This is a genomic window from Mesorhizobium sp. M2A.F.Ca.ET.039.01.1.1, assembly GCF_003998035.1.
Classification (GTDB): domain Bacteria; phylum Pseudomonadota; class Alphaproteobacteria; order Rhizobiales; family Rhizobiaceae; genus Mesorhizobium.
The window spans coordinates 1-17,378 of sequence record NZ_RZRY01000050.1; the positions used below are offsets into that span (position 1 = coordinate 1).

17 protein-coding genes and 1 pseudogene are annotated in these 17,378 nt (G+C 63.8%); 7 read left to right on the forward strand and 11 right to left on the reverse strand.

Annotation, left to right across the window (positions count from 1 at the left end; all coding sequences use genetic code 11):
* Together EOA24_RS06820 and EOA24_RS06825 are read left to right on the forward strand one after the other, a co-directional pair.
* A partial coding sequence (locus tag EOA24_RS06820; protein ID WP_127409680.1) for an EipA family protein occupies positions 1–147 on the forward strand: 147 nt, incomplete at its 5' end.
* 134 nt (positions 148–281) lie between these two features.
* Positions 282–1,424, forward strand: coding sequence for a hypothetical protein (locus tag EOA24_RS06825; protein WP_126081581.1), 1,143 nt, complete (start codon positions 282–284; stop codon positions 1,422–1,424).
* Between the two features lie 41 nt (positions 1,425–1,465).
* Here the strand turns inward: EOA24_RS06825 and EOA24_RS06830 are convergent.
* The 6 genes and pseudogenes from EOA24_RS06830 to EOA24_RS06855 form a co-directional block, all read right to left on the reverse strand.
* A pseudogene (locus tag EOA24_RS06830) lies at positions 1,466–2,264 on the reverse strand (RNA methyltransferase).
* 52 nt (positions 2,265–2,316) lie between these two features.
* Positions 2,317–2,655, reverse strand: coding sequence for a metalloregulator ArsR/SmtB family transcription factor (locus EOA24_RS06835; RefSeq protein ID WP_126081582.1), 339 nt, complete (start codon positions 2,653–2,655; stop codon positions 2,317–2,319).
* 158 nt (positions 2,656–2,813) lie between these two features.
* Complete coding sequence (locus tag EOA24_RS06840) at positions 2,814–3,584, reverse strand: HugZ family protein (protein ID WP_127409681.1); 771 nt, start codon at positions 3,582–3,584, stop codon at positions 2,814–2,816.
* A gap of 36 nt (positions 3,585–3,620) precedes the next feature.
* On the reverse strand, positions 3,621–4,808 hold the full coding sequence (locus tag EOA24_RS06845) for a CaiB/BaiF CoA-transferase family protein (RefSeq protein WP_126081584.1): 1,188 nt from the start codon (positions 4,806–4,808) through the stop codon (positions 3,621–3,623).
* Positions 4,809–4,812: 4 nt separating this feature from the next.
* Complete coding sequence (locus tag EOA24_RS06850) at positions 4,813–5,574, reverse strand: 3-hydroxyacyl-CoA dehydrogenase (protein ID WP_126081585.1); 762 nt, start codon at positions 5,572–5,574, stop codon at positions 4,813–4,815.
* Positions 5,575–5,601: 27 nt separating this feature from the next.
* On the reverse strand, positions 5,602–6,207 hold the full coding sequence (locus tag EOA24_RS06855; RefSeq protein WP_126081586.1) for an N-acetyltransferase: 606 nt from the start codon (positions 6,205–6,207) through the stop codon (positions 5,602–5,604).
* Positions 6,208–6,478: 271 nt separating this feature from the next.
* On the opposite strand from EOA24_RS06855, the gene EOA24_RS06860 reads away from it, so the two are divergent.
* A complete protein-coding gene (locus tag EOA24_RS06860) occupies positions 6,479–7,465 on the forward strand; it encodes a glutathione S-transferase family protein (RefSeq protein WP_126081587.1) in 987 nt (328 codons plus the stop codon).
* On the opposite strand, the gene EOA24_RS06865 is transcribed toward EOA24_RS06860, so the two are convergent.
* The gene (locus tag EOA24_RS06865; protein ID WP_126081588.1) at positions 7,466–7,969 is read right to left on the reverse strand and encodes an NUDIX domain-containing protein; all 504 of its coding nucleotides are present in this window, start codon (positions 7,967–7,969) and stop codon (positions 7,466–7,468) included.
* A 68-nt stretch (positions 7,970–8,037) separates the two neighbouring features.
* On the opposite strand from EOA24_RS06865, the gene EOA24_RS06870 reads away from it, so the two are divergent.
* A complete protein-coding gene (locus EOA24_RS06870; protein WP_126081589.1) occupies positions 8,038–8,970 on the forward strand; it encodes a metallophosphoesterase in 933 nt (310 codons plus the stop codon).
* Here EOA24_RS06870 and EOA24_RS06875 read toward each other — a convergent pair.
* From EOA24_RS06875 to leuA, 4 genes are all read right to left on the reverse strand, one after another.
* The gene (locus tag EOA24_RS06875) at positions 8,960–9,577 is read right to left on the reverse strand and encodes a hypothetical protein (protein WP_126081590.1); all 618 of its coding nucleotides are present in this window, start codon (positions 9,575–9,577) and stop codon (positions 8,960–8,962) included. The genes EOA24_RS06870 and EOA24_RS06875 overlap by 11 nt on opposite strands.
* A 73-nt stretch (positions 9,578–9,650) precedes the next feature.
* The gene (locus tag EOA24_RS06880; RefSeq protein ID WP_126081591.1) at positions 9,651–10,454 is read right to left on the reverse strand and encodes an alpha/beta fold hydrolase; all 804 of its coding nucleotides are present in this window, start codon (positions 10,452–10,454) and stop codon (positions 9,651–9,653) included.
* 259 nt (positions 10,455–10,713) lie between these two features.
* A complete protein-coding gene (locus tag EOA24_RS06885; protein WP_126081592.1) occupies positions 10,714–12,495 on the reverse strand; it encodes a hypothetical protein in 1,782 nt (593 codons plus the stop codon).
* Between the two features lie 195 nt (positions 12,496–12,690).
* Positions 12,691–14,430: a 2-isopropylmalate synthase gene (leuA, locus tag EOA24_RS06890; protein ID WP_126081593.1), complete on the reverse strand. Its 1,740-nt coding sequence runs from the start codon at positions 14,428–14,430 to the stop codon at positions 12,691–12,693.
* 429 nt (positions 14,431–14,859) lie between these two features.
* On the opposite strand from leuA, the gene EOA24_RS06900 reads away from it, so the two are divergent.
* The 3 genes from EOA24_RS06900 to EOA24_RS06910 are packed head-to-tail and all read left to right on the forward strand — an operon-like array spanning position 14,860 to position 17,121.
* A complete protein-coding gene (locus EOA24_RS06900; RefSeq protein WP_127258556.1) occupies positions 14,860–16,026 on the forward strand; it encodes an ATP-grasp domain-containing protein in 1,167 nt (388 codons plus the stop codon).
* A 4-nt stretch (positions 16,027–16,030) separates the two neighbouring features.
* The gene (locus EOA24_RS06905) at positions 16,031–16,807 is read left to right on the forward strand and encodes an alpha/beta hydrolase-fold protein (RefSeq protein ID WP_126081596.1); all 777 of its coding nucleotides are present in this window, start codon (positions 16,031–16,033) and stop codon (positions 16,805–16,807) included.
* On the forward strand, positions 16,807–17,121 hold the full coding sequence (locus EOA24_RS06910) for a nuclear transport factor 2 family protein (protein ID WP_126081597.1): 315 nt from the start codon (positions 16,807–16,809) through the stop codon (positions 17,119–17,121). Before EOA24_RS06905 ends, EOA24_RS06910 begins: the two co-directional genes overlap by 1 nt.
* Positions 17,122–17,378 lie beyond the last annotated feature (257 nt).

Genomic DNA, 17,378 nt, shown 5'->3' on the forward strand with positions numbered 1-17,378 from the left:
GCCTATGTCATTGCCGGCGTGGGCTTCAACGTGCTGCAGAGCAATCGCGTGCTGCTGGTGCCGATCCGCACCGGCGTCGGCGCCCGCCTCGGGGTCAATCTCGGCTATCTGAAGCTCACCGAAAGGCCGACCTGGAACCCGTTCTGATCGGGTTCTGCCCGTTACAATCGCTCGGACCGTGCTGATCACGCCGCGGCAAGCTCTTGCCGCAGCGTTGAATTTCCGCCATGCCAAGATGGCACAATCCAGCGATTGCCGCTCCGTAAAGTGGATAGCTCGCCTTGGTCCAGTCGGTTCTGTTCTTCGCACTCGGTTTCCTGTGCGCCGTTTTCCTGGTGTCGCTGATCGCGCCGGCGGTCTGGCGGCGGGCCGTCGTGCTGACGCGCAGACGCCTGGAGGCGTCGCTGCCGCTGACACAAGCCGAGATCCAGGCGGACAAGGACCGGGTCCGGGCGGAATATGCAATGACGACGCGCCGGCTGGAGATAACCGTCAAGAACTTGCAGGAGAAGGTGGCCGAGCAGCTGGTGGAGATCGCTCGCGGGCACGAGGCCCTGAAGGGGCTCGCGGTCGAAAAGAAGGACAAGAACCAGGCGCTCTCCGATTTGCAGGCCAAAAATGCGGAGCTCAGGCAACGCGAGGAGGATTTGCACCGCCTCTCGGAAAAGCACGCGCAGGCCGAGCGGGCGTTGGAGAAGCGTGCGCTGGAGCTGCAGAAGCTCGAGCAGATGTATGATGACGCCAGTTTCTCGTCGTCGAACCGCCAGATCGAGCTGGTTGCGCGCGAGTCCGAGCTGGAAAAGCTCGCCAGCGACATCGCGTTGCTCAAGGGCCAGCGCAAGGAGGCGGACCGCCACAGCCAGGAAATCGCCTCGGAAAGCAAGGCTGCGCGCGAAGCGTTGAAGGTCGAGAAGAAGAAAACGGCCGAGCTCGAGAAGAAGGTGGAGCGGCTGCTCGCCACGCTCGCCGACCGTGAGGAGAAGCTCGACCGGCGCGAGAAGGACCTTGCTCGAATGCGCGAACGTTCGAAGGAGACCGCCGTGGCAAACGGCGTCGCGCGGCTGACTGCCGGCCCGGATGCGAAAAGCGACGATGTCGACAAGGCGATCGCCAAGCTCGAGGCCGACCGGGAACGGCTGGAGGCAAGGCTGACGGCCCTGGCGCGTGAGAACAAGCGGCTGAAAACCGATCTTGCCGACTCGGGGACAGTAATGCCGGAATCGGCGGGCGATGCACGCTCCGGCGCCGGCCTTCGCGAACAGATGAACGAACTGGCGGCCGAGGTGGTCAATCTGACGATGAAGCTCGAAGGGCCGGATTCCACTATCGCCAAGGCGCTGGCGAGTGAGGGGCAGCAGAATGGGCGCGGCATCAGCCTTGCCGACCGCGTGAGGGCGTTGCAGAAGGCCGGCTCGTCCAACTGAGGAGACGATCGCGAGGCGCCCCCGGACTGTTCCGCGGGCCACTACCGGTTTGAAAAGTGATGCAAAGCGACGGCCGAAGCTGCCGCGACGTTCAGGCTGTCGAAGCCTTTCGCCATGGCGATCCGTACCGTGTGCAGTCTGGCAAGCAGCTCTTGTGGCAGGCCTTCGCCTTCAGTGCCGAGATAGAGCGCCAGGCGTGCTGGCCGCTCCGCATCGCGGATGTTGGTTGCGCCACGCGGCGAGAGCGCGAACTGGCTGAAGCCAAGCCGATCGAGCGTCGCGGTGAAGGCTGCGGTATCGTCGAAGGACGCGAAGGGAACCTTCAGCGCCGCGCCGACCGAAACGCGGATCGCCTTGCGGTAAAGCGGATCGCAGCAGGTCCGGTCGAGCAGTACCGCGTCCGCGCCGAAGGCCGCGGCATTGCGGAAGATCGCCCCCATATTGTCGTGATTGGAGATGCCGACCAGGACGACGGCCAAGGCTTGCCGAGGCAAGTCTTGCACCAGAAGCTCGGCGGGCGCCGGATCGCCGCGCATGCCGATCGCCAGGACGCCGCGATGCATGTGGAAGCCGGCGATCCGGTCCATGACCTCGCCGGCCGCGACATAGATCGGGAAATCCGAAGGCGCCTTGCGCAGGATTTCCTGCAGGCCCGCCAGCCGATTTTCGAGGATAAGAGCCGACTCGGCAGCGAAGCGCCCTGTCGACAGCAAGAGGTCCAGCACCACCTTGCCTTCGGCGACGAAGCGGCCGTGGCGGCCGACGAGGTCACGCTCGCGGATGTGGAAGATAGGCGGCGACGCGCGGGTCCTGGGGATCGTCGATAGGGATGATGTTCATACAGGCCTCGCCGAGAATGGTCAGCGAGGTAATGAGCCACTGGCGCCGCGGGTCAAGCCCCGGCGCGACGCAACCGATAGGCCATCTGAGAGAGATCGCCGTCGCCGAAAATGCCTTCCAGCATGCGCAGCAATTCGCGCACCGCTTCGGATTTGCAGGAATAGTAGATCATCTGGCGGTCGCGCCGGGTCTCGACAAGATCGAGCGCCCTCAGCTTGGCGAGATGCTGCGACAGCGCGGACTGGCTGAGTTGCACCTTTTCGGCGATGGCGCCGACCGACATTTCTTCGTCGATCAGATGGGCCACGATCAGCAAACGCTTTTCGTTACCCATGAGAGTGAGAAAGGCGGCGGCCGATTCCGCATTGGCCATTAGTCTGTTTGAGATCATAGATCCCCCAAGGGTCCTGGCTCATCCTGGCGCCAGGGGGCAATGGCGCCTGATTCCACAATGTTCAGATGTCGACAGGCGCTGCTGAATCAGCGCCATAACAAAGGTAGATCATTTCGTTTAACTATCAAGCGTTGCTTTCGCCGGCGCGCGATCAACTATCGCTCTTGCTCTGCCGCGCGTCCCGTTTTCGCCATCTCGACGAGCACCGAACGCAATTCGCGCGCGGCTTGCAAAGGCTGGGGAAAGAAGATCCTGCAGGTCGCGTCCGGTGCGGCGAGATCCATGCCGTCGGCATCGAAGCCGGTGACGGTCCAGCCGTCGCCCGCGGCGCGGCCGAAGTGACGGGCATAAAGGGCAATCGCGTCGCGATGGTCGGCATTCATGTGATCGAGTGCTGCCTGCTCGCTGCCGGCCAGTTCCTCGACAAGGGCGCCGCCGATGATGAAATCATCGCGCTCGAGAAGATAGGCCTTGCCGAAGCCGCCATTCAGGCTGGCGCGCCCAGGCTCGAGCCGGAAGAACGAGAAATCGCCGAGTTCGGCATAAAGCTTGGCCTTCGGATTGCGATTGAGGTAGCGGCGTTCGGCTCGGACCTGGTCGGCCGATCCCCGCTCCAGCCGCACGGCCCGGCATGCCAGGCTGATGCGCGGATACGCCAGCGGATCGCCCTTGCCGGGTTCGCCAAGCAGCAGCGAGCAGCGCGGATCGGCGACAAGCGCACTGGTGTGCGCGGACAGCATCGAGATCAGGATCAGCGGCGCGCCGTCGATGTCGGTGGCGACGCCGACCCTGCTCGCCAGCGGCGCGCCGGTGCCGGGCTCGATAACCGCGAGCGCGCCGAAACGCGCTGCGCGGATCAAGGTTTTCGCCAACCTGATCGCTTCGGCGTCGGTCTGGCGAATGACATCTTTTTTCGATTCGGTCACAAGCTCACCCGAGATAAGTTGATTTCTGCTCTCCGGTTATCGGCCGAGTACACCCGCCTTTGCAAGGGCCGCGATTTCCTCCTGGCTGAAGCCAAAACGGGCCAATATGCTTGCGGTCTCGCGATCAGCGGCGGCCGGTGCTGCCGCAGCCGCTGCCGGGGCTTGCGAGAAACGCGGCGCCGGCGCCGGGCGTTCGAACCCGCCAGACGTCACAAAGCTTTGCCTGGCGCGATTGTGCGGGTGGTTCCTGGCTTCGACCAGCGACAGCACGGGCGCGACACAGGCATCGGACGTGGCGAAAAGCTCGGCCCACTCGTCGCGCGTTTTCTCCCTGACCCGCTCGGCAATGGCGGCGCGCATCGCGGGCCACGACGATCTGTCATATTGGCTGCCGACAAAATGCCCGGCGAGCGGCAGCAGCCTGGCGAATTCGCCGAAGAAGCGCGGTTCGAGGCAGCCAACGGCAATGTGCCTCGCGTCCGCCGTCTCATAGGTGTCGTAAAACGGCGCGCCGGAATCGAGCAGGTTCTCGCCGCGCCTGTCGCTCCACAGACCAGCGGCCATGTAAGCGTGGATGGGTGCGGCGAGCATTGAGGCCCCCTCGATCATCGAGGCATCGACCACCTGGCCCTTTCCGGTCAGCGAACGCTGGAAAAGGGCGGCGAGCATGCCGGCAATCAGCATCATCGCGCCGCCGCCTTGATCCGCGACGAGATTGAGCGGCGGCACCGGCGGCGTGTCCTTCCTGCCGATCGCGTGCAGCAGGCCCGCATAAGCGAGATAGGTGATGTCGTGCCCGGCTCGCCCGGACAGCGGTCCGTCCTGGCCGAACCCGGTCAGTCGGCCATAGATCAGCGCCGGATTGTGTTGGAGCAGAATATCGGGCCCGAGGCCGAGGCGCTCCATCACACCGGGGCGGAAGCCTTCGACAAGCAAGTCGGCCCGTGCCGCGAGCCGCAGCAACAGCTCCGTGCCCGCCGGACGCTTGAGGTCGAGCTTGAGGATGGAACGGCCGTGCCGGTCGAGGTTGTATTCTTCAGGCGGGTTCAGAAGCGGCTGGCCGGCATCGGCGCGTTCGATCCGCAACACATCGGTACCCATCTCGGCCAGCATCAGGGCGGCAAGCGGCACCGGACCAAGCCCGGCCATCTCGATGACTTTCAGGCCGGCGAGCGGGCCTGTCCTTTCGGTGGAAACACCGGCACCTGTCGGCGATCCGGTCATCCCGCTATTTCGGCGCCATGCGGATGGCGCCGTCGAGGCGGATGGTCTCGCCGTTCAGCATCTGGTTCTCGATGATGTGGAGGGCAAGGGAGGCATATTCCGCCGGCTCGCCGAGCCGCGGCGGGAAGGGCACGGCGGCGCCGAGCGAATCCTGCACGTCCTGCGGCATGCCGGCCATCATCGGCGTCTTGAAGATGCCGGGCGCGATGGTGCAGACGCGAATGCCGGAGCGCGCCAGATCGCGCGCCACCGGCAGCGTCATGCCGACGACGCCGCCCTTGGAAGCGGCATAGGCGGCTTGCCCGATCTGGCCGTCATAGGCGGCAACGGAGGCGGTGTTGACGATGACGCCGCGCTCGCCCCCAACAAGCGGATCGAGCTTCGCCGCCCGATCGGCAACGAGGCGGATCATGTTGAACGTGCCGATCAGGTTGATCTCGATAACCTTGCGGTACTGGTCGAGCGGATGCGGTCCGTCCTTGCCGATCGTCTTCACGCCGATGGCGATGCCTGCGCAATTGACCAGGATGCGCGGTTCACCGAGCTTTGCAGCCACTTCGGCGATCGCGGCCGTGGCGCTGTCGCCGCTAGAGACGTCGCATTGGACCGCGATGCCGCCGATGTCGGCCGCGACCTTCGCCGCGCGCTCGATGCCGACATCGAGGATGGCGACGCGAGCACCCTTGTCGGCAAGCGTGCGCGCCGTTGCCTCGCCAAGACCCGATCCGCCGCCGGTGACGATCGCAATCTGGCCGTTCGGGTTCATGCAAGCCTCCCAGGATTCCGGATTATGCTACGAAGCCCGCAAAGGCGGCGCAACCGCAATAGCCGGGTCGATCGAGAGCGACGCGCTTGCTGCCGGGCGCGCCAATGCCGGCGCTAACTCCGCGACCCTTGCCATGCTGGCGTGGCCGACTTCGCCGGCGAAGCGGGCGACGGCGCCCGGCTTGATCTCGTGATGCAGCAGCCGGTCGAGGTCGACCGGGCGTGGCATGGTGATCTGCCCGCGCGGGAAGCGCTTGAAGCCCAGCGGTCCATAATACGGCTCGTCGCCGACCAGGATGACGGCAGGCGCACCGGCCTTCCTGGCCGCTTCCAGCGCGATCGTGACCAGCTTGCGGCCGATGCCGAGATTCTTGAAGGCGGGGCGCACCGCAAGCGGGCCGAGCATCATGGCGCGTCCCGCGCCCGCGGCCACGCGCGTCATGCGCACCGAGGCGATGACCGTATCGTCCTTGACGGCGACATAGGACATCGAGCGGTCATGCCCGCCCGACTCGCGGATCTTGTAGGCGGCAAGCACGAAGCGGCCCGGGCCGAAGGCCTCGTCGTTGATGGCTTCGATTTCAGCATCATGGGCCGGGGTTTCCGGCAGGTATTTCACGTCGGCAAGGCTCATGGTCTTTGCGTTCCGGTATGCGAGGAAGGTTTGCTGCAAAGCGGCAGCGTTCGCCAGTCAGCGCTTGTTAAGCGCGGGCGCCCTTTCGTCGTCGGTCGAACCGGATCGCGGCAAAGTCGAACATGGGCGCCTCCGCTAGCACCAATTTTGTGCCGCTGCAATCGGCGCTTTTTGTCTTTCTTTGTGTCATTTGACGAACTGTTCAGCGCCGAAGGGCTTCGCCAACCCGGCTATCGGCCTAGATTGTTGCGAACCCCAGGGAGATTGCCGCATGGGAATGCTGATCGAAGGCAAATGGCAGGACCGCCCGTTCGAGACTGACAGCGGCGGACGGTTCATACGCAGAGAGTCGCAATGGCGCGACTGGATCACGCGTGACGGCAGTCCGGCGCAGGGCCGAAGGCGGGGCTTCAAGGCGGAACCCGGCCGTTATCACCTCTATGTCTCGCTCGCCTGCCCTTGGGCGCACCGCACTTTGATCTTCCGTGCCCTGAAGAAGCTCGACGGCATCATCTCCGTCTCCGTGGTGCACCACTTCATGGGCGAAAACGGCTGGACCTTTAAAGCCGAGGACGGCGCCACCGGGGACACGCTCTACGGCCTCGATTTCCTGCACCAGATCTACGCCAAGGCCGATCCGACCTATTCAGGCCGCGTGACGGTGCCGGTGCTGTGGGACAAGAGGCAAGAGACCATCGTCAACAACGAGTCCTCCGAGATCATTCGCATGCTCAATTCGGCCTTCGACGAATGGGGCGATGCGGGTCTCGACTTCTATCCTGCGGCGCTGCGCGCGGAGATCGACAGGATCAATGCGCAGGTCTACCCGGCAATCAACAACGGCGTTTATCGCGCCGGTTTCGCCACCACGCAGGAAGCCTATGAGGAAGCTTTCGGCGAATTGTTCCAGGCGCTCGACACAATCGAGGAGAGGCTGTCGCGACAGCGCTATCTGGCCGGCGAACACATCACCGAGGCCGATTGGCGGCTGTTCACGACGCTGGTTCGTTTCGATCCGGTCTATGTCGGCCACTTCAAATGCAATCTGCGCCGCATCGCCGACTACCCGAACCTGTCGAATTATCTGCGCGATCTCTATCAGGTGCCCGGCGTGTCGGGCACGGTCAACCTTCACCACATCAAGGCGCATTATTACGGCAGCCACAGGTCGATCAATCCGACGGGAGTTGTCCCGGTGGGACCGGAGCTCGATTATGCGGCCGCCCATGACCGGGGCAGGTTCAGGAAAGCGGCGTGATTACCAGTAGGGTGAGATGCGCTCCCCGCCAAATATCTCGGCCATCCTTCGGAGCGTCGCCGGGGTCGTGCCCTCCGGCAAGCTGTCGAGCGGGAAGAAGCCTGCCTCGGCGATTTCATGGTCGGGCAGTTTCGGCGCGGTCTGGCTGAAAGCTTCGATCAGATAAAGGCCGACATGGTCGCGCTTGCTGGAGCGGCGGTTGAAATGCATCGACCTCAGCACCGGCGGCGCGGTAAGCGCGATGTTGCCTTCCTCGGCCAGCTCGCGCGTCAACGCTTCCTCGAGCGTCTCGCCGGACTCGACGCCGCCGCCGGGCAACTGCCAGCCGGGAACATAGGTGTGGCGGATCAGGAAGACGGCGTTGGAGGCACGTTCGTAGACCAGGCCGCGCACGCCGAGCGTCATCGGGCGGCGCAACAGAAAGTAAAAATGGAAGAACCTGGCCCGCAGGCCCGGCCAGCCGGTCTGGCGGAACGCCTCTTCCGGATCGCCTGTGCCGGTCATCGAACGATCCCTGGGCGAACAGCAAAGGGTGAGTGGAAAGCCTCGCCGGCGTCGCTTAAGAAGGGGTCATGTTCAGGCTCGCGCATATTTCCGATGCTCATCTGGGACCGCTGCCCGATGTAACCTATCGCGACCTCGCGTCCAAGCGCGTGCTGGGCTATGTCAACTGGCAGCGCAACCGACGCCGGCATATGCATGATGCCGTCATCGACACGATCGTCGCCGACATCAAGGCGAACGCGCCGGACCATCTCGCCGTCACCGGAGACCTCGTCAACCTGGCGCTCGACGGCGAGATCGAGATGGCCAAGCACTGGCTGGAGACGCTCGGATCGCCGCACGACGTTTCCGTGGTCCCCGGCAATCACGATGCCTATGTGCCGGGCGCTTTCGACAAGGTCTGCCGGGCCTGGGCTCCCTGGATGACGGGCGACGGCGTCAACAGTCCGGTCGACCGCAATTCCTTTCCGTATCTGCGCGTGCGCGGCAATGTCGCGCTGATCGGCGTCACCACGGCGCGCGCCACCGCACCCTTCATGGCCAACGGCTTCTTCATGGAAGGGCAGGCCGAACGGCTCGGCAAGGTCCTCGATGATACGGTCAAACAGGGACTCTTCCGGATCATCATGATCCACCACCCGCCGGTGCGCGGCGCAGTACCGCAGCACAAGCGGCTGTTCGGCATTGCCCGGTTCCACAAGGTCGTCCGCCGGCATGGCGCGGAACTCGTCCTGCACGGTCACTCGCACCTGCCGTCCTTGTTCGCCATCGGTGCACGCGGGGCCAAGGTGCCGGTGGTAGGGGTCGCCGCCGCCGGCCAGGCGCCGGGTGGCAAACATCCGGCGGCGCAGTACAACATGTTCGAAATTAGTGGTGAAAGGGGCAACTGGCGCCTGCGCCTGACCCGGCGCGGGCTGACCGGACCGGCCATGCCGCCGTCGGACCTCCAAAGCATGGACCTTGACGTGCCGGCAGACGGGCGCCAACTCGTCAGAAGCTGATCTTCATCTGCATGATGCGGTCCCAGAACAAGACCAGCGAAACCGCCAGGCCGACAAGGGCGCCGGCGGCGATCAGGCCGAGGCCGGCGAAGAAGGTCGTCCAGCCGTTGCGGCCGGTTTCGGATCGGATGGGCGGCTCCGCTTCCTGGACCACGTGACGATGCAGGCCGGGAACGGCGCTTTCCATGCCGCCCTCCATCATGTGCTGCCGCTCGACGACACGTTCGGCCACGTAGCGCGTGACAGCATCGGCGACGGCTTTCATCTCGGTCGATTCAGCCAGCACCACGCGGCCGACGCGCGTGTCCTTGAGGAAGCGGTAGGTTCGGCGGTCGCGTCCCATGGCGACGTGGCTCACCGCATCGATCCATAGCCGCGGCTGCAGGCCCGACGAGACGGCGAAGTCGAAGCTGTCCATGTCAGCCGGGACATCGGCAAAGACGGAGGCAAGCTCGGCTGCCAGCAGATCGAGCCGCATGCGGTGCGCCTCGCGCATGTCGACAACCACGTCATCGCGGTCGGCGAAGGCGTTCTTGACGTCGCGTATGGCATCCGAAAGCTTTCGCGATGGCTCGATCGGGGTGATTATGTCGCCTGCATCCTTCATGGCGGCTGTCTCGCTGTTGGTTAACAGCGAGTTAACACAATCGCCGGCAAAATGCACTGAATGATAGCGCCGGTCAGCTTGCTGCCGCCCCGTACACCGGTCGTTGTCGCCTGGCCCGCCGTCGCGTGTTGCGACGCACGATCTCGGCAATCAGGTCCGGAGCCTCCTCGACCAGCATGTGACCCGCGTCAAGGACATGGTGCAGATGGAAATGCGACGGCAAGGCCTCGGCCTGCCCGACAGGCAGGAGCGGATCCTCCGCTCCCCAAACAACCATCACCGGCATGTCGAGCGCATCGAGCTGCGCTCGAGGGATGACACCTTGCCGCTCATCCTTGGTTATCGCGGCCGCCATATCGATCAAGGTCTGCAACTGGCCGGGCTGTTCGCGCATGAGGCAAAGCGCATCCACCACGTGGTCAGGCGGCACGCTGCGCGGGGCCGACATGGCCGCAAGGCTGGCGCGGATCTGCTTCCTGCCGGAAGCCGCCGCATAGCGGCGCAGCAGGGCTGCGTTGATCTCCGGGCCGAAGCCGCCGGGCGCCAACAGCGTGAGCGAAGCCACCCGGCCAGGATCGGCTAGCGCCATCAATGTCGCGATCGCGCCGCCCATGGAATGACCGACGAGATGGACCTTGGCCAGCTGACGGGCGGCAAGATCGGCGAGGATGGCCCGCGCGGCCGGCTTGGCCCCGCCCATGCCCTCGCATTGCAGCGAATGACCATGGCCCGGCAGATCGTAGGCCAATATTCTCGCTTCGGCCGCCAGCGGTGCCATGACGTCACGCCAGATCTCACGGCAGGCTCCAAAGCCATGCAGAAAGACGATCGTCTTCGGATCAGCGCCGGCCTCGACGGCATAAGGGAGTGGAAGCATGAAAAAAGGAGCGGTGAGCAGGCAGCAATCAGAAATTGTGGCTGAATTGCTCCTGATCCAGACCTGTGGCTAGTAAAATTTTCGCGACCGAAGCGCTCCGTCAGGCGCTCGACGTGGAAGCCCGTCCTAATAGGTGTCGGATCACAGCGTGATACTTCCGCTGCTGCGATCAGGTGGCCCAAACACGGGCGTAAGGTGTGCCTATGTCCTAGTCTTGATGCGATTCCGCAATTTCAGACGGAAAACCGCTTCACATTAACTAGGTCGGATTGCCGATCCCGGCGGCACGCAAGGATTGCACTAGCCGATCGGTGAGATCCGCGGGATATTTGCGGTCGACGAACGTCGCGCGCGGGTCGGCGGCGAATTTCGGGAATTCGGCGATGAGCTCGTTGGCAAGCTCGCCCGCCAGCTTGTCGCGGCCCGAAAGCCTGGCGCCGATCAGGCGCGCGGCCAGATAATGCGACTTGGATGCCGTCGTGCGCAGCGACTCGCTGGCGATGGCGGCCTTCTTCATATCGCCCTGCATGAAGGCGCCGACGAACAGGCCATAATCCCACCAGGTCGGATGGCCGCTGAAGGCCTCGACCGCGTGGCCCAGGATCGGCGTTCCCTCATCATACTTGCCGGCGAAGATCAGCCCATAGCCATAGGCGGCGGCCATGCCGAGATCATATGGGTTGAGTTCGTAGGCCTTGCGCGTCAAGCGGATCGCTTCGTCCGCGTTGCCGAGGCGCGAGTTGAGGTAGCCGAGGGCACGATGCGCGTGCGGGTTCATAGGCCCCATCTGAACGGCGCGGTGCGCAAGCGACATGGCCTTTTCGAGCGTCGCATCTGGCGGATAGGGATAGTGGGCGGTGACGGCCTCTCCATGAAGCGCGGCCAGTTCCGCATAGACGAGCGACGATTTGGTGCCGTCGGCGGCAAGCTTCTCCAGGCAGCGATACGCAACCTCGTGCGACTGGGCGTTCATGTCGAGAAAGTAGCGGTCGTCGAGCACCAGGCACCCGATCTGGCTGGTCCTGATGTCGCTCTGGTCGATGTAGCTGTAGATCGCGCCGGAAGCGGGAATGGTCGATGTCAGAAGGCTGGCGATGTTGCTTTCAACCGCGCCGGGCGCGGTTTCGGCCGATGTCAGGTTGCGCGACAGCAGAACCCGACCGGTCGCGACGCTTTGCAGCTCGACCGTGACGTCGCCGGCGGCGGGGCCGGGAACAATATCGAAGACGAAACTGATCGGGTCGGCCGATTGATCGCGCGTTGAATCCGGAGCGCGCCCGATGAAGTCGATGGTGTCGAAACCGGCAAGACCGGCGCGCAACGACGATGCGACGCGAGCTGCCTCTGCTCCATCGGCGTTCATGGCAATGTAGATGAGCGGCAAGGAGTCGAATACTGACTGGGCCGTGGTTCCGGCGATGCCCGCCGTTTCGACCGCCGTGTCGCCGCCGCCGAGCAAGGCATCGCCTTGGCGAAAGATGAGCACGCCGAGCATGGCAATGACCAGAACCATGGCAGCCCAGAAGAATCGCAGTTGCCGCGTCAGTGATTGTGCAGGCGCGGCCGGCGCCATAAACGGCACGGGTTCGTCCGATGTCGGGCTGTCGAGATAGTCGGCCGCCGGAGCGGCTTCGGCCGATGCCTGGGGTTGGCGCGCGATGTTGCCGGTGGCGGACCTTGCGTCACCGGGCAGGCGGATTGCGTTCAGCTCATAGGAGGGGATATAGCCGCCGCGCGGGATCGCGATACGCACCGGTTCGGCGATGCCTTCATTGGCAAAGTACTGATCCAGGAGCTCGCGTAGGCGACCGGCCTGAACCCTGACCACGGCGTCGGTGGAGGCGTCGAAATCGCCGTCCTTGCCGAAGACGTCCATGGCGATGGAAACGCCCTTCAGCCTGTCCGCCTCGCCAGCCTGCTCGCGCTCTACCAGGTAGCGTAAAAGCCTGCGGGCACGCTCGGATCGTCCGAACGTCTCGCTGGCAAGCAGTCGCTCCAATGTCTCGCGCACTGCGGGGGCGGCAGGCGGGGCATGCTCCAAGTGTCGATCCTTCCGAACTCGGCACAGGTTAGGGCGCGATAATATAGCGCTCGCGCCGGCGCACAAGGATGCTTCTGTTATGTGATCGCGTAAGCCACCGGAAATTCCCCCGCCGGTTAACGAACGACAAGGAAGTTGCGTCTGCTTGCAACACGGCGCGTCCGCAAGGCGCGTCGTGTTCGGGAGCCTGACTGGTCAGCCGGCCTTACCACCGATGATGCGATTGGCGGCCGAAACGACGGCCTCCAGCGAGGCGGCGACGATGTTGGTGTTGATGCCGGCGCCGAACAGCTTGCCGCCCGGATATTCCATCTCGACATAGGAGATGGCCGAGGCGTTGGAGCCGCGCTGCAAGGAATGCTCGGAATAGTCGAGCACCGACATGTCGACGCCGACATGGCGCGAGAGCGCATCGACAAAGCCGTCGATCGGGCCGGTGCCCGAGCCGGTGATCGTCACTTCCCTGCCATTGTCGATTATATCCGCCTCCACGATGCGTCGGCCCTTCACCTCGGTATCGGGGAAGGTGCGGTGGTCGAGGAACTTCAGCCGCGCGCCGGGCTGGTCGATATAGGTTTCGAGGAAGCGTTCGTGGATGCGCTTGGCCGGCACTTCCTTGCCTTCCGCGTCAGTGATCGCCTGAATCGCCTGGCTGAACTCGATCTGCAGATTGCGCGGCAGATTGAGGCCGTAATCCGCCTGCAGCACATAGGCGATGCCGCCCTTGCCCGATTGCGAGTTGATGCGGATGATCGCCTCATAGGTGCGGCCGACATCGGCCGGATCGATCGGCAGGTAAGGCACTTCCCAGATCGGAGTGTTGGCCTTCTTCAGCGCCTTCATGCCCTTGTTGATAGCGTCCTGATGCGAGCCCGAGAAAGCCGTGTAGACCAGCTCGCCGACATAAGGATGGCGCTCCGGGATCTTCAGCTGGTTCGAATATTCGTAGACATCCTTCATCCGGTTGATATCGGAGCAGTCGAGCTCCGGATCGACGCCCTGGGTGAACATGTTGAGCGCCAGCGTCACGATATCGACATTGCCGGTGCGCTCGCCATTGCCGAACAGCGTGCCTTCGACGCGGTCGGCCCCGGCCATCAGGCCAAGCTCGGTGGTGGCGACGCCTGTGCCGCGGTCGTTGTGCGGATGCAGCGAGATGATCAGGTTCTCGCGGTTGTCGAGATTGCGGCACATCCATTCGATGCGGTCGGCATAGACGTTGGGCGTCGACATCTCGACCGTCGAGGGCAGGTTGATGATCAGCTTGTTGTCGGCCGTCGGCTTCACGATCTCCGTGACGGCGTTGCAGATCTCCAGCGCGACGTCGAGCTCGGTGCCGGTGAAGCTTTCCGGCGAATATTCGAAGCGGTAGCCGCCGCCGGCCTTGGCCGCCATGTCGGTGATCATCTTGGCGGCGTCGGTGGCGATGCGCTTGATGCCGGCGACGTCCTTTTCGAAGACGACGCGGCGCTGCAATTCGCTGGTCGAATTGTAGAAATGCACGATCGGGCGGTGCGCGCCCTTGAGCGCCTCGAAGGTCCGTGTGATCAGTTCTGGCCGGCACTGCACCAGCACCTGGAGCGATACATCGCGCGGCACGCCGCCTTCCTCGATGCACCAGCGCGCGAAGTCGAAATCGGTCTGCGAGGCCGAGGGGAAGCCGATCTCGATTTCCTTGAAGCCCATGTCGAGGAGCAGCGCGAACATGCGCGCCTTGCGCTCATGACCCATCGGGTCGATCAGCGCCTGGTTGCCGTCGCGCAGGTCGACCGAGCACCAGATCGGCGCCTTGTCGATCACCTTGTTCGGCCAGGTGCGATCGGTCAGGCCGACAGTGGGGTAAGACTGGTACTTGCGGGCTGCATCCGGCATGTGGCCGGCCGCGCGCTTCCCGGCTTCAGCCTCGTCGGCGCGGATTTCTTCTCGTGCGTTCATCGTCTCTTCTCCGGGCGGCTCGCATGTTCGCCTTGGGCGGATTGATGGCGAGCGTCGCCTCTACCAGAATTGCATTCGCTTGATTATGACTTTGCCAAGGAGCATGCGCCTGAGGCGGCGGGTATCGACCGCCGGGCGCTCCTTCAGCGAACCCGGCGATCGCCGATAAGGCCGAGAAGAAGCAGGGTGGAAGCGAGCGCGCGCGCGGTCCCGCCGGCAAAGCCGGGGCGAGAAGAAGCGACGGAGCGGACGCGCGTGGTCATGGCGGCTCTCTTACAGGAGCGGCCCGCCGGAGGCAAGCGTGCGCAGGGGCGAATGCGCCGAGCCTGGTCTCGTCGCGGGCGGTGATGTCTTCCCCGCGCCTTGTAAATGGGCCAGACTTGGTTCCGAAGGCTTGGCTGCCAAGCGAAGCTCCGGGAGGGGTCGCCCATGAATTTCGTGTTCTTCTCGCCGCATTTCCCGGCCAACGGCGCCGAGTTCTGCGACCGGCTGAAAAAGGCCGGCGCCACCGTGCTCGGCATTGGTGACGCGCCTTACGAGACCCTGAACGGCAAGCTGAAGGCCGCGCTTTCGGAATATTACCGCATCGCGGACATGGAAGATTACGATGCCGTGTTCCGCGCGATGGGGCACTTCATCCACAAATGGGGCCGCATCGACCGCTTCGAGTCGCTCAACGAGCATTGGCTGGAGCTCGAGGCCAATATCCGCACCGACTTCAACATCTACGGCACCAAGCTCGACTTCGTGAAGAATCTGAAGCGGAAGAGCCGCATGCGCGCCTTCTTCCGCAAGAGCGGCGTCGAGACCATCCCGCAGCGCAAATGCTCCGACCGTGCCGGCGCCATGACCTTCATCCGCCGCGTCGGCTATCCGGTGGTGGTCAAGCCGGATTCCGGCTCGGGCGCCTCCAATACGTTCAAGATCTCCAATGCCAGGGAGCTCGACCAGTTCTTCAGGGATAAGCCGGAGGACGTCACCTTCGTCATGGAACAGTTCATCGAGGGGCTGGTGGTGACCTTCGATGGGCTGGTCAACCGCGACGGCGAGGTTGTGCTGGCGGCCAGCCACCGCTACGACCAGAGCATCATGGACGCGGTCAACAAGGACCGCCACATGAGCTACACCTGCTTCCCCGAAATCACGCCTGCGGTGGAGGAGGCGGGGCGCAAGATCCTCAAAGCGTTCGACGTGCGCGAGCGCTTCTTCCACATCGAGCTGTTCGAGACCAAGGACAAGCGCGTCATCGCGCTCGAGGTCAACATGCGCCCGCCCGGCGCCTGGATGACAGACGCCATCAACTACACATTCGACATCGACGTCTATGCTGCCTGGGCCGACATGGTGGTCAAGGATGCCGCCGGAGGCCCCTACAAGGGGAAGTATTTCACCGCCTATGCCAGCCGCAAACGCCATATCGACTATTTGCACAGCCATGCGGACGTGCTAGCCGCCCATGGCGACAAGATCGTCCATCATCAGGCCATCGAAGAGGTTTTCAGCCGCGCCATGGGCAATTACGCCTACCAGATGCGTTCGAAGGATCAGAAGGCACTGCGCCAGGCGGTCGACTATATCCACGCGGAAAAGGCCTGAGCCAATGGACGTCTCCTATCACAAGGGCCATGCCCGTAGTCTCGGCCGCGACATGGAATACAAGCGCTACGGTCATGCCGGGCGCCCGGTGGTGGTGTTCCCGACCTCGCAAGGACGGTTCTACCAGTTTGAGGATTCGGGCGGGGTTGGCGCGCTTGCCGAGTTCATCGACACCGGCCGCATCCAGCTCTTCACGCTGGACGGCATCGATTCGGAATCCTTCTTCAACAAGCATGCCGATGCGGCGCATCGCATCGCGCGGCACGAGGCCTATTTCCGCTATGTGCGGGAAGAGGCGCTGCCGGAGCTGCAGGCGGTCGCCGCCAAATCCAATGGCGGCCGCCCCTTGAAGCCATTGTTCTGCGGCTGCTCGATGGGCGGCTATCATTCGTCGAATTTCGTGTTCCGGTTCCCGGAACTGGCAAGCGGCGTGATCTCGCTGTCCGGCGTCTATTCGGCCCGCGACTTTTTCGGCCGGCAGCTGGAAGGCAACATCTATTTCAATTCGCCGCTCGACTATCTGCCGGGCATCGTCGACCAGAAGCTGCTCGGGCGGCTCAGGGCGCTGAGGCTGATTTTCTGCTGCGGGCAGGGCGCCTGGGAAGAGCGCATGCTGGTCGAGACGCGCGAGCTGGAGCAGGTGCTGCGCGACAAATCCATTCCCGCCTGGGTCGACTATTGGGGCGGCGACGTCAGTCACGACTGGCCATGGTGGCACAAGCAACTGGTCTATTTCTTCGGCCGCTGGCTGGATGACGATCTGATGCACAGGCTGGATTGATGACCACCCCCGACCCGATCCGCCGCTTTGTCGAAGCCACCAACGCCGGCGATAGCGAGGCCTTTCTCGGTACATTCACTGACGACGCTTTCCTGAGCGACTGGGGTCGCGATTTCCATGGCCGCGACGGGGTCGCGCGGTGGAACCGATCAGACAATATCGGCGTGCAGTCCAATCTTCGCATCGTCCGCATCGCGCAGCGTGACGGCGCCTACCATGCTCGTGTCGCCGTGACGGGCAATGGCTTCAACGGCGAGGGCGACATGGCCTTCACGCTGGACGGCGACCGGATCGCAAGCCTGGTCATCAGCTGAAACCGGACAGCAGGCTGGGTCTTTCCGCAAGTCGACACAAAATTTGACTTTAATGATCATGTTTTAGTGGCAAAGCCGCCGACGCTGTGGCATGCCGGTGCCCATGACGACATCGAAAGGCCCGGCGATGAAGCTCTTGAGCGCCCAAACTCGTATCCAAAACGATGACATTCGCGCGGTGATGGACAGGCTGCGCGCCGAGCATAGCGACCATGAGATCGACACCGGCGATGCCGGCCGATGGGAATTCCGTATGC